Source organism: uncultured Chitinophaga sp. (genome assembly GCF_937874145.1).
GTDB lineage: Bacteria > Bacteroidota > Bacteroidia > Chitinophagales > Chitinophagaceae > Chitinophaga.
On record NZ_CALNBI010000151.1, the window covers coordinates 1 to 12,791 of the forward strand.

Consider the following 12,791-nt stretch of genomic DNA (forward strand, 5'->3'; position numbering starts at 1 on the left):
AGGAACGATTCCGCTTTGAGGGTAGCCTGGTTGGTTTGTTCGAGGGATGCGTCTTTCGGCATTTCGAGCATCACGATAAACTGGCCGCGGTCGCCTTTCGGGATGAACTCGCCACCGATATACCCGCGGCCCACGAGCTGGAAGGAAGCGATCAGCAGCACGAGGGAGCCCACGAGCGTGATCGTTTTATGCGCCAGCGCCCATTTAAGGGTGGCGGTCATCCAGGAAGTGAATTTATCGAGTTGTCTTTCAAACCAAAGAATGAATTTCTCGAAGAAGTTCTTGCCGGTAAGATGCGTGAGCTTTCCGAAACGGGAAGCCAGCAGCGGCACGATGGTGAACGAGGTCAGCAGCGACAGCATCGTGGAGATCATCACCACCACGCAGAATTCCCGGAGGATCTTGCTCACCAGTTCATTCGTCAGCGAGATCGGGAGGAACACCACCACGATTACGAGGGTGATGGAAGTTACGGTGAACCCGATTTCCTTCACACCGTCGAACGCCGCGCGCACTTTGTTCTTGCCCATCTCCATGTGCCGGTAAATATTCTCCAGCACCACGATGGCGTCATCCACAAGAATACCTACTACCAGCGAAAGGCCCAGCAGCGACATCAGGTTGAGCGAGAAGTCGAACAGCTGCATGCCGATGAACGTTGCGATCAGCGACGCGGGGATGGAGATCATTACGAAGATGGCGTTACGGATCGAGTGCAGGAAGAGCATCATCACCGCGGCCACCAGCACAACGGCGATCACCAGGTCATGGATCACGGAGTCGGCGGATTCGAGGGTAAAGACGGAGTTGTCGTTCGCGATCTTGATCTTCAATCCCGCTGCGGCATACTCTGCTTCTATCTTCGCGATGGCTTTTTGTACTTCTTCAGAAACGGTCACGGCGTTGGCGTCCGACTGTTTCTGTACCTGCAGCGCGATAGACGCCATTCTGTCTACACGGGCCAGGCGCTCTGCATCTTTCGAAGCATCCTGCACGTCTGCCACATCGCCGAGGCGCACCTGGGTGCCGGTGGCGGTGGTGGAGAGCACCAGGTCGCGGAGCTGGTCCACGTCTTTATATTTACCTGCGAGGCGGACGAGGATCTGCTGATCGGTGGTTTTTACCTTACCGGTCGGGAAGTCGAGGTTGGCATTGGTTACGATCTGGCGCACCTGCATGATCGACAGCTTGTACGCTTCGAGTTTCTTCGGATCAACATTGATCTGGATTTCCCTTTCCTGGCCGCCGATCATGGAGATCTGGGCCACACCCGGCAGGCGCGACAGCATCGGCTGGATGCGCTTGTCGACCAGGTCGAAGAACTTCCGGTCGTCCATTTTGGAGGTCGCGGAGAGCGTCATGATCGGAAGGTCGTCGAGGGAGAATTTGTTGAGGGACGGCGGTTTGGCATCGCCGGGCAGGTCGGCCAGGATGGCGTTCACCTTCCTTTGGGCATCCTGCAGGCCGATGTCTTCGTCCGCGTCGTTATTCAGTTCCACCGTTACCAGCGAGAGGCTTTCGGAGGATTTGGATGTCAGTTTCTTGATGTTTTCCATCGAGGCTACGGCGTCCTCAATCTTTTTGGTCACGGTGCTTTCCACCTCTGAGGGGGAAGCGCCGGGGTAAACGGTAGCGATGGTCACGATCGGCGACGAGAACTTGGGCAGCAGCTCATAGTTCAGCGACTTGTAGGCGAGGAGCCCCAGCAGCGTCAGGATGGTGAACAACACCACCACAACCGTTGGCCTTTTTATCGATATCTCGGTAATCTTCATTTTTTCGGTTTGTTAAGTCAAGCAATTCGTCTTACTGCGCCTGCGCGGCTACTTTGGCGCCGTTGGTCAGGTTGATCTGGCCGCTGACGATCACGGTTTCGCCTTCCTGCAGGCCTTCACGGATTTCGACTTTATCGCCGAAGATGCGGCCGGCGGTTACTTTGCGCAGTTTGGCCACATTGCCTTCCATCACATAAATCTGGTTGCTGTTCACACCGCCCACGAAAGCGTTGCGGGAGATCAGCATGGTGGGATCCTGTTTAGGCATTTCGAAATTGGCGGTGCCGTACATGCCTGCTTTCAGTTGTTTGCCGGTGATGTTGGTCACTTCCATTTCTACAGGGTAGCTGAGCGTTTGGTCGCCTTTGGCGGCGATGAAGGTGATCTTGCCGATGTATTGCACTTCAGGGAATACGTTGGTGGTCACGTTCACTTTGTCGCCCAGTTTCAGGTTGATCACCTGCATTTCCGGAACGGTTACGCGCAGTTTGAGGCGGCTCACGTCTACGATATCGAACATCTTGGTGCCGGGGGAGAGGTAAGTGCCTTTTTCCACGTACTTGGCGTTGATGAACCCGGAGATGGGAGCTTTCACGTAAGTGTCGTTCACTTTGCGGCTGGCAGCGTCGAAGCGGGAAACGGCCAGGTCGTATTGCAGGCGGGCATCGTCCATTTGCTTCTGGGTTACGCCACCGGTTTTGAACGCGGCTTCGTACCTGTCTTTATCTACTTTCAGCTGCGCGAGGTTGGCCCTGGCGGAAGCCAGGTCGGTCCCTACGATCTCATCGTCGATGCGCACGAGCATCTGGCCCGCTTTCACATAGCTCCCTTCGTCTACCAGCAGCTGGTTAATGCGGCCGGAGATTTCGGAGAGATAAGTGAGCTCTTTGAAAGGCATGAAGTTGCCGTTGGCGGCGAACTGCTGGTCGAAGTCCACACGGGCGGCCTTTTCGGTAACCACGGGGATGTCGCCGGTATTGCTTTGTTTCACGAATTCCGTCTTGGCGACGTTGGCGGCTTTGTTGGCGTTCAGTTTCCAGATGATTGCCGCGATGGCTGCTATTGTTAAAGTGCCGTAGATTAAAACTTTCTTCATGGCTTGCATTAGTTTAAGAGTGAGGGCAGGTTACCGTGTGATTTGATGAGGTCGAGCTCTGCCAGTTTGTATTGCAGCAGTGCTTCGTTATATGTGTTCTGGGCTTCGGTGAGGGAGGTCTCCGCGTTGAGGAGGTCCGTCAGGTTGGCGAGGCCCAGGTTGTAGTTGTTCTGGGTGGAAGCGTATACCTCGTCGGCGAGGGCTACGTTTTCCTTTTGTGTTTTGATGGTGCTGAGGCTGTTCAGGATACTGAGCCGGGCGTTCTCGAAGGAGGTGGTCAGGTTCAGTTTGTTGAGCTCCAGTTGTTTGGAGATCTGCTGCAGCGTCAGGTTGGCCTGGTTCACGCGGCTGCGGCGGGCGAAGCCGTCGAAGATGGGAATCTTCAGGGTGAGGCCGATATTGGCCATGCCGAACCACTGTGCCGTGGTGTTGCCGCCTTTGAAGAGGTCGAATTTGTCGCTCAGGCCGTTGTAGGAATACTGGGCGTTGAACGACAGCTGCGGGAAGTATTCGGACACATAGGCTTTCTTCTGGAACTGCTGGAGCTCTTCGGTTTTCTTCAGCACTTTGAATTCCGTACGGTTTTCGAGGTTGAAGCTGCCGAAGTCCTGCGTTACCGCCGCCTTCTGTTCGATTTCGCTGAGCGCCAGGGCGGGCAGGTCGATGGCTTCGGAAGAAGGCATGCCCATGAGGGTCTTCAGCGTATTTTCATCGATCTTCAGGGCGTTTTCCAGTTGTGTTTTCTGTGTCTGGTAATTAACGAGGCTTACCTTGATCCGGTCGAGGTCGATCCTTTTGGCCAGGCCGTTATCGAGCTGGCTTTGGGTGGTTTCGACGAGCCTGGTCATTTTATCGATATTGCTCTGGATCACGCTGAGTTTCTCCTGGCGCACGAGCAGGCCGTAATAGAGGGCGGACACGTTGTAGATCACGTCTTCCGTGGTCTGCTGCGTTTGCAGGGAGTAATATTCTTCGCCGGCGCGCGCAGCCTGGAGGCCGGTGAACACGCTCTGGTTGAAGAGTTGCTGGGTGAGGGTGCCGGATGCGGCGGCGTTCCAGGTGGTACCTACTTCGAGGGCCATGGGCTTGCCGGGCTCGGCGGTGTTCATGGCGCCGGGGAGCACCATCACCTGTTTCTTGATGTTATCGGTGAGGGTTCCGGTGGCATTGAGCTGCGGGAGCGCCTGGGCGCGGATTTCCGTTGTTTTCTGCTTGCCGATCTGTTCTTCCAGGCGGCTGACTGCCAGCTGCTGGTTATGATCCAGCGCAAAACGGAGGGCATCCTGCAGCGACAGCTGTTTCGTTTGTGCGTAAACGTTCGTGGTCCAGGCAGAGGACAGGAACAGGAACGGTATGATCCATTTTTTCATGCTGTGTATTGTACGATAGTGTTATGCGGAAATGGCGGAAGGGAGATATTGTTCCAGCAGCGCCTGCCCTTCCGGCGTGGCGATGCCGTTTATATAATGTATGGTGAGCTCGTGCATGACGTCGTGCAGCTCGAAGGTGGCTGCCGGGAAATGGAGCGGGTTGAAGAGCGAGTCCATCTGCAGCATCCGGAGGTGCACCATGATGTCGGTCCGGAGGCGGGAGCGGTACAGCCCTTCCCCGATGCCTCTTTCCAGGTTGGCGCGGATGGCGCCGGCTACTTTTTCCTGTTTGAAGTCCTGCACCTTTCTCCAGGAGGAGGGGTGGTATTTTTCCAGTTCGAACAGGAGCACGGGATTGGTGCTGCGGGCCATGAGCTCGGTGTGCCCGAGGGACATGACGAGTTCTTCGATGGCGTCCCTTCCGGCGGCGTGGCATTCGGAGAGGCGTTCCACGTAGGCGCCGGTCATATAGGCGGTCACTTCATCGATCAGGTCGTTCTTGTCGGCGAAGTGTTCATAAACGGTCTTCTTGGAGATGCCGCACTCCCGGGCGATGTCCTGCATCGTAATGCTTTTCACCCCGAAAGTTTTGCATAAGCGCAGCGCTGTTTCCAAAATCCTGTCTCGCATCTTACTTTTTTAATGAATTGATGAAAATGTCGGCCAGTTGCACCTGCCACTCTCTCACTCTTTCAAACTCCTCGTCACTGATCTCTTCACTCAGGTCTTTGCTCACCAGTGACAGGCGCAAGCCGATCATAGCATGCATATACAAAGCCGCCACCTTTTCCGGGTCTGCAGTAACCAATTCTCCACGGGCGGCGCCTTTTTCGATGATGTTCGTGATGATCCCGATCTCGCGTTCGCGGGCATTTTCGAAGGCTTCGTGGGCGAAGCGCATCAGTTGCCTGTCTTTCAGCACTTTGAACAGTTCGAGCCGGCAGAATCTTTTGGCGAACTCGTGGCGGGTGGCGATGAGTTCCATGAAAGCCTGGCGGGCGGTTGCGGCCTGTTCGGCTTTTTCCTGGAGATCCTGGAAATAGGTTTCCCCGGCTTTTTCCAGTGCGGCGACGTGCAGCGACTGTTTATCGGGGAAGTAATAATACAGGGATGCTTTGGAGCAATGGAGGTCTTCCGCGATTTCGTTCATGGTCGTTTTGGACGAGCCGTAGTACGTGAATCGTTTCAGTGCCGCATCGATGATGCGTTCCCTCATTTCATCCCTGTTTTCTGTCATCATTAACTTTCTGACTTTTTTAGTTTCTGGGTCAAAATTAGAAAGGTTTTGGGAATTTAGTAAGCAGAGTTGACCATTTAACGGATTTTTAACGATTGGATGACAGAAACGGGTTTAGGGAGTTTCCCGGGTTACTGGAGTTATAAACGCTTGAAAGTGAATAGTACGGAATGAAGGGGAAATAACAGTATTGGTTGATTATCAATTTAATAGCATTATTACACAAATGACCTGTTTTAAATTACGCATTAAAATCTTTTGTGTAAAAACGTAATTAATAGGGTTTTAGGCGGTTGCGGAGCCTGCCTAACGATATGAAGCCGTGTATCGATATAAAAATTTCATCGCCTAAAAAGGGCTGATATTCAGTCGAAACTCATCTACCCATCATTCAAAACGATGAATATCACCTGTAATTTTTGTTATATGCGTTTTCAAGGGGTTTGAAATAGATGGTCCGGAAGGATGGAAAAATCCTTTATTACGTATTAAAATTATTTGTGTAAAAACGTCAATAATAGGATTTTAGGTAGCTGTATGGTAGGCCTAACTGCGCGAAAAACGGATAGTGAGCGAGAATTAACTTATTGATATTCAATCAACATTAATGCAAACGCTGGAATTAGATCAAGGTTTAACATTTAGTACGGTTACAATACGGTATCCCTACTGCATCCTTACTAAGCCGGCGCCGTGCGGGTACGCGGGATACCCGTAAAAAGAACCGGCCCCGGCGCTTGCGCACCGGGGCCGGGAGGTCATATATATAATGTATGCCTTATTGCAGTTTTTCCAGCGCTGCTTTCAGGGCGCTCAGCATCGCGGGGATTTCTTCCTTCACGCAGGTACCCACACTCAGGCGGTACCAGGGAGATGTTCTGTCGGACCCGAAAGCGTAGAACGGCACCACCGCCAGTTTGGCTTCATCGAGGATGTAGGTGGTAACGGCGCCCTGGTCTTCCAGCACTTTCCCGTCGGCCGTTTTCTTGCCTTTCAGGTCGAGCTTGATGGTCAGGTAGATGGCAGCCTGGGGAGCGATGGCGTCCACGGCGTGGCCTGCCTTTTTCAGGGCGTCGAATCCTTCGTAGATTTTCACGAGGCGTTCTTCCACTTCGCCTTTGAAATGGGCGAGGTATTTATCCACGTTTTCTTTCTGCACGAGGTATTTGGCCGCGGCTTTCTGTTCTGCCATGGGGCTCCAGGCGCCTACGTGGGAAAGGATGGATTTCATTTTGCTCATCACGTGTTTGGGACCGAGGGCCCAACCCACGCGCACACCGGTACCGGCGAAGGCTTTGGACATACCGTCGATGAATACGGTATAATCTTTCATGGCCGGACGGAGGGAAACCGGGTTATAATGTTGCGTATCGCCGAAGGTGAGTACCCAGTACATCTGGTCGAACAGTACGTACAGGGGTTTTTCGCCGGCGGCGCGGCTGGCGTTTTCTTCCAGTACCATGTCGCAGATCTCTTCCAGTTGCTTTTTGGCGAAGGTGGTGCCGGTCGGGTTCTGGGGAGAGCAGAGGGCGAGGAGGGTCGCGCCTTTGAGGAGCGGTTTCAGCTCAGCGGCCGTGGGCATGAAGTCGTTCTCCACTTTGGTTTCGAGCACCACGTGCTCACCTTCCAGGAAGTGGGTGTAGTGGTTGTTGTTCCAGGACGGGGTTGCGTAGATCACTTTCTCGCCGCGGTCAACGATGGTGCGGTAAGTAGCGTAAATGATCGGCCGGCCTCCGCAGGAGATCACGATCTCGCTGTTAGGATCGTAGCTGATGCCTTCGCGCTCGGCGATGAACTCGCCTACTGCTTTGCGCAGCTCGGCAATACCGTCTGCCGGCGGATAATTGGTGTACTTATCCCGGTAAGCCTGAATGATTTCGTTTTCAAACTCCAGGGGAATGGGAAAAACCTTGGGATCGAAATCGCCAATGGTGAAATTGTAGATCTTTTCACCCTTAGCCTGCTTTTCCTTGATCTCTCCTGCTAATTTGATAATTTCGGAACCTATCAGCGTTTCGGCTAAATGAGACAGTTTCATATCCCTTGTTTTTATTTTTTAATGAAATGATGGTTTTTTGCGCCCGCAAAACTAACCGATTTGACAATAATTTAAAAGAACCCGCGGATTGTTTTCAATATTTTCAATATTAAGCGATTTTTTGTTGATTTCATTCAATAAATGACGTCCAAACTGCATATTTGACAACCCGCGTTCGTCTTTCCCAAATTTGTTGGTTGATAAGATGATGTGGAAAAGGTGGGGGTTGATCATTGGCGAAACTTTCTATCTTTGTTTGCCTTACATTTGCAACAATTATTAAGTAACCTTATGAAGTTTATCGTTTCTTCCTCCACTTTACTGAAACAATTGCAACAGATCAGCGGCGTGATTAACTCCAACACCGTGCTGCCTATCCTGGAAGATTTCCTGTTCCAGATCGACAAGAATGAGCTGACCGTTGTGGCGACCGACCTGGAAACCGTCATGAAGGTAAAACTGGAGGTAGAGGCCAAAGAAACCGGCCGCATCTGTATTCCGGCGAAGATCCTCATGGATTCGCTGAAAAACCTGCCTGATCAGCCGCTGACCTTCAACATCGATCTCAATTCCTTCGCTGTCGAAATCACTTCCGACAACGGTAAATACAAGGTGATGGGCGAAAACCCGGAGAACTTCCCGAAGGAACCCGCCGCGGAAGACGCCACCAACTTCACCATGATCTCCTCCGCGCTGCTGACCGCCATCAACAAAACGCTGTTCGCGGTTAGCAACGATGACCTTCGTCCGCAGATGACCGGTGTGTTCTTCGAACTGCACCCCGACAATATCACTTTCGTGGCCACGGATGCGCACCGCCTGGTGAAATACATCCGTACCGATGTGAAATGCCCGCAGGCCGACAGCTTCATCGTTCCGAAGAAGCCCCTGAACCTGTTGAAATCCGCCATTCCCGACAACGACAGCGAGATCCGCATCGCTTACAGCAATAACCACTTCTTTGTGTCGCACCAGAATGCGCAGATGATCTGCCGCCTGATCGACGCGCGTTTCCCGGATTATAAAGTGGTGATCCCGAAGGATAATCCTTACCGCCTCACCCTGGTGAAGAGCGATTTCCAGAACGCCCTCAAACGTGTAAGCGTTTTCGCCAACAAGAGTACCAACCAGGTAGCGCTGAGCATCAGCGGCGCCGAGCTGCAGTTGTCGGCCCAGGACGTGGATTTCTCCTTCGAAGGTAACGAGCGGATGAGCTGCCAGTACAGCGGGGAAGACATGCAGATCGCATTCAACGCCAAGTTCCTCATCGAAATGCTGCACGCGGCGGAAGGGGATGAGATCACGATCGACCTGAGCGCGCCTACCAAGGCGGGTATCCTTCGCCCGGTGGAAAAAGCCGAAGAAGAAGACCTGCTGATGCTGGTGATGCCTTTGCTGATGAATAACTAATCAACGAACGAATCGTCATAGTAAAAGCCGCCTTGAACAGGCGGCTTTTTTATTTCACATGAAAAACCACTATATATTAAACAATTCCCGCATTCTTCCCCAAAACCCCGCAATCCGTCCACGCTTAGGTTTTTCTTGTTATATAAATAAATCTATGAATGAAATCCTTCCTTCCTGCCTGAGAAATAGTTGGGCTGAAACCCGCCACTATTGGGCAAAATGTCGTAATTTCTAAGTGTTAACAACCTTGGTTTTTCATAACTGATCCGCGTATACGACCAAAAACCCCGATACAAATGATGGAGTTTTTCGAACATATACCTTCACATTACCGCACCGCGCTGCTGGTGGCAGGGCTGGTGATTTTATGGTTGATAGAGGGTGTGATACCGCGTATCCGGTTTGGGAACAGCCGTATCCGGCATGCGGGTACGAATTTGTTCTTTACGTTGACCACGGCGGCGGTGAACCTGGGTTTTGCCTTTTTGATCGTCAAGGCTTCGGACTGGACGAGCAGCGAGCGCTTCGGGCTGTTGTACCTCGCGCAGTTGCCGGTGTGGCTGCATTGCCTGCTGGCGGTCCTGATGATGGATTTTATCGGTGCGTACCTGGTGCATTTGATCCAGCACAAGATCGCGTGGATGTGGCATTTCCATAAGATCCACCATACCGATACGGCGGTGGATGCAACGACGGCTTTGCGGCATCACCCGGTGGAGAGCATGTTCAGGGTGGTGGCTTTGTTCCTGGCGATCGTGGCGATGGGGGTTCCTATCTGGATGGTGATGTTTTACCAGTCGCTGTCGGCCTTCATGAGCCAGTTCAACCACGCCAACATCCATTTGCCGGGCTGGCTGGACAAGGGATTGAGCTGGATCATCGTTTCGCCGGACATGCACAAGGTGCATCACAGCAGATATCAACCGGAGACTGATTCCAATTATGCCAATATATTTTCTGTCTGGGACCGCCTGTTTGGCACCTTCGTGACTGTGAAAGATACTACCAGCCTTCGTTACGGGCTGGATGAATACCTGGATGAACGATATCAGCAGATCGGGCCCCTGCTGAAGACACCGTGGGAGGATGTGCCGGTTCCGGACCAGCAGCATCAACAGGGGGGATTATCACAATAGCCAATTTTTTTTGATCACTTATAATCCGTACACAATGCACCACCCAACAAGTCTGCCCAAGATTGCAGGTTTTGCATCCATTTTCTTCGGCGTAGTCACCGCCGCTTTTGCTTTTATCAGCAAGTCGCCCGAACCGGCCGTTTATATGGGAGCCGCGGGCGTTATCCTTTGCCTGGTATCTTCTGTGATTGCCCGTAAGAACATTGATGAGTTACAGATGGCCGTCGCCGGCCTTTTCCTGAGCATCGTAGCGACGGGGATCGGCGTTTGGCAAATGTATAACCTGTAGGCAATGCATGCTTATCGCAAGTTCCTCATTTTAGGCGCCGGTGTATAACCGTACCCGCCTCATGAACAAACCTCCCGAATCCTGAACCGGGGAACTTGCGTTGCTATCCTGTTAACTCCCTGAATTGAGCGTAACCCGGAAAAACCTGTCCTGATTTCCCGATATCCATGAAATACGCTGCAGCGCATCTGCTTCCTTTTGGGGAGTGAAGGATGATTTTCTGATCAATTGAGAGCAACACACATGCTTCCGTCGGTGAGGACCGCCGGGCGGGGATCGCTTTGTCATTATTTTTTCTTCCTGGAAGGCGTGCTTGCTTGTCTTTTAAAGGTTTCGACATGTCCATCGGCGGCGTTGACGGGGTGGACGCGCAGGGCGGTATCGGAGAGCTCGCGGATCAGCAGGGTATCGGTTTGCAGGAAAACGGTGTCTGCGCGGGAGTAACCGGCGAGGCCGTGGAGCAGGAGGGTATCCTGCAGGAGGCGCCAGCTTTGGTATTTGAGGGATTCGAGGTGGATGGAGGAGGCTTTTCCGTCTTTACGGATATGAAACCCAATCATGAGCGTGTCGACGCCTTCGGCGGGCTGCACCCAGCGGCCTGGGAGGAGGGTGGAGTCGATATGCACGGAATCCAACGTAGCCACCGGTTCTACCGGTCGTTCGATGAAAACGGTATCTTCATCGGTGACGGCTACACTGTCTTTATGCGCATCGCCGCTACTGTTGTTGCAGGCAACTGCGAGGAGGAGGATCGCTGGCAGGAGGGTGCGGGTCATACGCATTGTTGTTTAAAGGATTGTATCAAAGATAATGCTAAACATGCGGTTCGGCACCGATCGGGTGAATAATCCGGGCGGGAAGGCGGGGGCCATAATTCAGGCAGGCGACTTTATCGTGATATGGAGCCGGTGGCTTCCCTTCTCCACACCGCCAATGAGTAACGGCATCAGCTGAATTCCAGTCGTTTCGTCAAATATATAGTCAGACATTTCAGCAAGTTGAAGTTTGCTTTTCCTCCTGCTATGCGGCCTGCGAATACAGGACGAGCTGGCCGATTACGGCAGGGCAGTCGGTGAATTAAAACGATAACTTTAACTATTGCAATCCTGATAATGTAAATAAGAGATTTGCTGGTCGATTATTGTTACTGCACCTTGTCAGGTGAGAATTACAAAATCTGCCGGCCGATGTTGGCGTTAGCTCCCGCAATGAAGGCGGTGGGAATTACAGTATAGGCTCGCCATATCTATTACTATAATGTAGCCGACGTGAATTTCAGTTCTCCTGGCCGATGTTGGCGTTAACTGCGGCAATGCAATTGGCGCGAATTACAGGCGTTGCTGAATAATAGCATTACTCCGGTAACCGCGCGGTCAACCTGGCAGTGTGGCGTTATTTGGAAATTGGAAACCTAACGCTTAGATTTGTGCTTTCACTTTAGGGGTGTTTTCCCGGAAACGGGAAAGCTGAGATGATACCCTCAGTACCTGATGCAGTTCAGACTGCCGTAGGGAAAAGTAATACTGAACTCCTTCTCACCACATCCTTAAAGTTTATTGTTCACTTTAATTCCTTGTTATCATGGAAGTGCATGTAAACAATAAACTTTATGCGGTGCAGCCGGAAACCTCCGTGACTGCGCTCTTACAGTTTATTCAACTTTCTTCCGGCAGGGGCATCGCCGTAGCGGTGAACCGCAGGGTTATACCCAGGCCAGACTGGCCCAGTACCCTATTGATGCCCGAAGATCAGGTCACCATTATCCAGGCCACACAAGGCGGCTAACGGCGGACGCTGCGGCAATGCAGCGGGTTGGCTGGAAGGTGCGCCTGTTCATGTTCCCAGAGATCTGCGATGGTTCCTTTTTTCTGCTTTTGATACAGGAAAGATCATCGTGCTGCTGGTCATAAAGGCTTACAGATCATGGCGCTCCCGGGCATGGAGGTTCCCGATCCTTTGCTGCGATGATTGAAGCGTGCTGATCAAAGTGCTCCCGGGCATGGAGGTTCTCGCTTCTTCGCTGCGATGATTGAAGCGTGATGATGACGGTGCTCCCGGGCTTGGAGGTTCTCGCTTCTTCGCTGCGATGATTGAAGCGTGATGATGACGGTGCTCCCGGGCATGGAGGTTCTCGCTTCTTTATTTGGAGTAAAGGAACTCCGGATGCTATTCGCCGAATGAAGCGAGCTGAGCACGGGGCTCCCGGGCATGGAGGTTCCAGTTCCTTCAAAGAGAATGAAGGAATATTGTCAGGCCATGGCGTAAAAACTGTAACGCCCGTTGCTTCAGATCGACACATGCAAATTGTCATCCCGCCGGACAAAGCGCCGGTGATGAACAATTTTACATATGCATGTTGATAGCAGCATCAACACGAACGGCCATCCGGAATTTATCACCTCGTCTTCGCGGATTCATCAGTCCCGGAGATTGCAGCCAG

At 52.3% G+C, this 12,791-nt stretch carries 11 protein-coding genes and 1 riboswitch; of the genes, 4 read left to right on the forward strand and 7 right to left on the reverse strand.

The window, feature by feature from the left end:
• The 6 genes from Q0510_RS07090 to Q0510_RS07115 form a co-directional block, all read right to left on the reverse strand.
• Positions 1 to 1,775, reverse strand: a 1,775-nt coding sequence (locus Q0510_RS07090; protein ID WP_298709550.1) for an efflux RND transporter permease subunit, incomplete at its 3' end; no start/stop codon positions are given.
• 31 nt (positions 1,776 to 1,806) lie between these two features.
• Complete coding sequence (locus Q0510_RS07095) at positions 1,807 to 2,871, reverse strand: efflux RND transporter periplasmic adaptor subunit (protein ID WP_298709552.1); 1,065 nt, start codon at positions 2,869 to 2,871, stop codon at positions 1,807 to 1,809.
• A gap of 8 nt (positions 2,872 to 2,879) precedes the next feature.
• Entirely contained in the window at positions 2,880 to 4,241 is a 1,362-nt protein-coding gene (locus tag Q0510_RS07100; protein ID WP_298709554.1) for a TolC family protein, read from the reverse strand.
• Positions 4,242 to 4,262: 21 nt separating this feature from the next.
• A complete protein-coding gene (locus Q0510_RS07105; protein WP_298709556.1) occupies positions 4,263 to 4,871 on the reverse strand; it encodes a TetR/AcrR family transcriptional regulator in 609 nt (202 codons plus the stop codon).
• Between the two features lies 1 nt (position 4,872).
• On the reverse strand, positions 4,873 to 5,457 hold the full coding sequence (locus Q0510_RS07110) for a TetR/AcrR family transcriptional regulator (protein ID WP_298709558.1): 585 nt from the start codon (positions 5,455 to 5,457) through the stop codon (positions 4,873 to 4,875).
• A 799-nt stretch (positions 5,458 to 6,256) separates the two neighbouring features.
• Positions 6,257 to 7,516 carry an aminotransferase class I/II-fold pyridoxal phosphate-dependent enzyme gene (locus Q0510_RS07115; RefSeq protein ID WP_298709560.1) on the reverse strand — a complete coding sequence of 420 codons (1,260 nt, stop codon included), beginning with the start codon at positions 7,514 to 7,516 and terminating at the stop codon, positions 6,257 to 6,259.
• 291 nt (positions 7,517 to 7,807) lie between these two features.
• Between Q0510_RS07115 and dnaN the strand changes: the two genes are divergently transcribed.
• The 3 genes from dnaN (at position 7,808) to Q0510_RS07130 (ending at position 10,351) form a co-directional block, all read left to right on the forward strand.
• Complete coding sequence (gene dnaN / locus Q0510_RS07120) at positions 7,808 to 8,926, forward strand: DNA polymerase III subunit beta (protein ID WP_298709562.1); 1,119 nt, start codon at positions 7,808 to 7,810, stop codon at positions 8,924 to 8,926.
• A 296-nt stretch (positions 8,927 to 9,222) separates the two neighbouring features.
• Positions 9,223 to 10,062 (forward strand): sterol desaturase family protein, encoded by an 840-nt coding sequence (locus Q0510_RS07125; protein ID WP_298709564.1) that lies wholly within the window; start codon positions 9,223 to 9,225, stop codon positions 10,060 to 10,062.
• A 34-nt stretch (positions 10,063 to 10,096) separates the two neighbouring features.
• Positions 10,097 to 10,351, forward strand: coding sequence for a hypothetical protein (locus tag Q0510_RS07130; RefSeq protein WP_298709565.1), 255 nt, complete (start codon positions 10,097 to 10,099; stop codon positions 10,349 to 10,351).
• Positions 10,352 to 10,638: 287 nt separating this feature from the next.
• Here the strand turns inward: Q0510_RS07130 and Q0510_RS07135 are convergent, their stop codons facing one another.
• The gene (locus tag Q0510_RS07135) at positions 10,639 to 11,127 is read right to left on the reverse strand and encodes a lipocalin family protein (protein WP_298709566.1); all 489 of its coding nucleotides are present in this window, start codon (positions 11,125 to 11,127) and stop codon (positions 10,639 to 10,641) included.
• Between the two features lie 653 nt (positions 11,128 to 11,780).
• A riboswitch (TPP riboswitch) is annotated at positions 11,781 to 11,882 on the forward strand.
• A gap of 50 nt (positions 11,883 to 11,932) precedes the next feature.
• Here Q0510_RS07135 and thiS point away from each other — a divergent pair.
• Positions 11,933 to 12,136, forward strand: coding sequence for a sulfur carrier protein ThiS (thiS, locus tag Q0510_RS07140; protein ID WP_298709567.1), 204 nt, complete (start codon positions 11,933 to 11,935; stop codon positions 12,134 to 12,136).
• Positions 12,137 to 12,791 lie beyond the last annotated feature (655 nt).

Bases quoted from the DNA above. Each gene is read 5' to 3' on its own strand.
- Q0510_RS07135 (WP_298709566.1), bottom strand. From the start codon at position 11,127: ATGACCCGCACCCTCCTGCCAGCGATCCTCCTCCTCGCAGTTGCCTGC.
- Q0510_RS07125 (WP_298709564.1), top strand. From the start codon at position 9,223: ATGATGGAGTTTTTCGAACATATACCTTCACATTACCGCACCGCGCTG.
- dnaN (WP_298709562.1), top strand. From the start codon at position 7,808: ATGAAGTTTATCGTTTCTTCCTCCACTTTACTGAAACAATTGCAACAG.
- thiS (WP_298709567.1), top strand. From the start codon at position 11,933: ATGGAAGTGCATGTAAACAATAAACTTTATGCGGTGCAGCCGGAAACC.
- Q0510_RS07095 (WP_298709552.1), bottom strand. From the start codon at position 2,871: ATGAAGAAAGTTTTAATCTACGGCACTTTAACAATAGCAGCCATCGCG.
- Q0510_RS07100 (WP_298709554.1), bottom strand. From the start codon at position 4,241: ATGAAAAAATGGATCATACCGTTCCTGTTCCTGTCCTCTGCCTGGACC.
- Q0510_RS07105 (WP_298709556.1), bottom strand. From the start codon at position 4,871: ATGCGAGACAGGATTTTGGAAACAGCGCTGCGCTTATGCAAAACTTTC.
- Q0510_RS07130 (WP_298709565.1), top strand. From the start codon at position 10,097: ATGCACCACCCAACAAGTCTGCCCAAGATTGCAGGTTTTGCATCCATT.
- Q0510_RS07115 (WP_298709560.1), bottom strand. From the start codon at position 7,516: ATGAAACTGTCTCATTTAGCCGAAACGCTGATAGGTTCCGAAATTATC.
- Q0510_RS07110 (WP_298709558.1), bottom strand. From the start codon at position 5,457: ATGAGGGAACGCATCATCGATGCGGCACTGAAACGATTCACGTACTAC.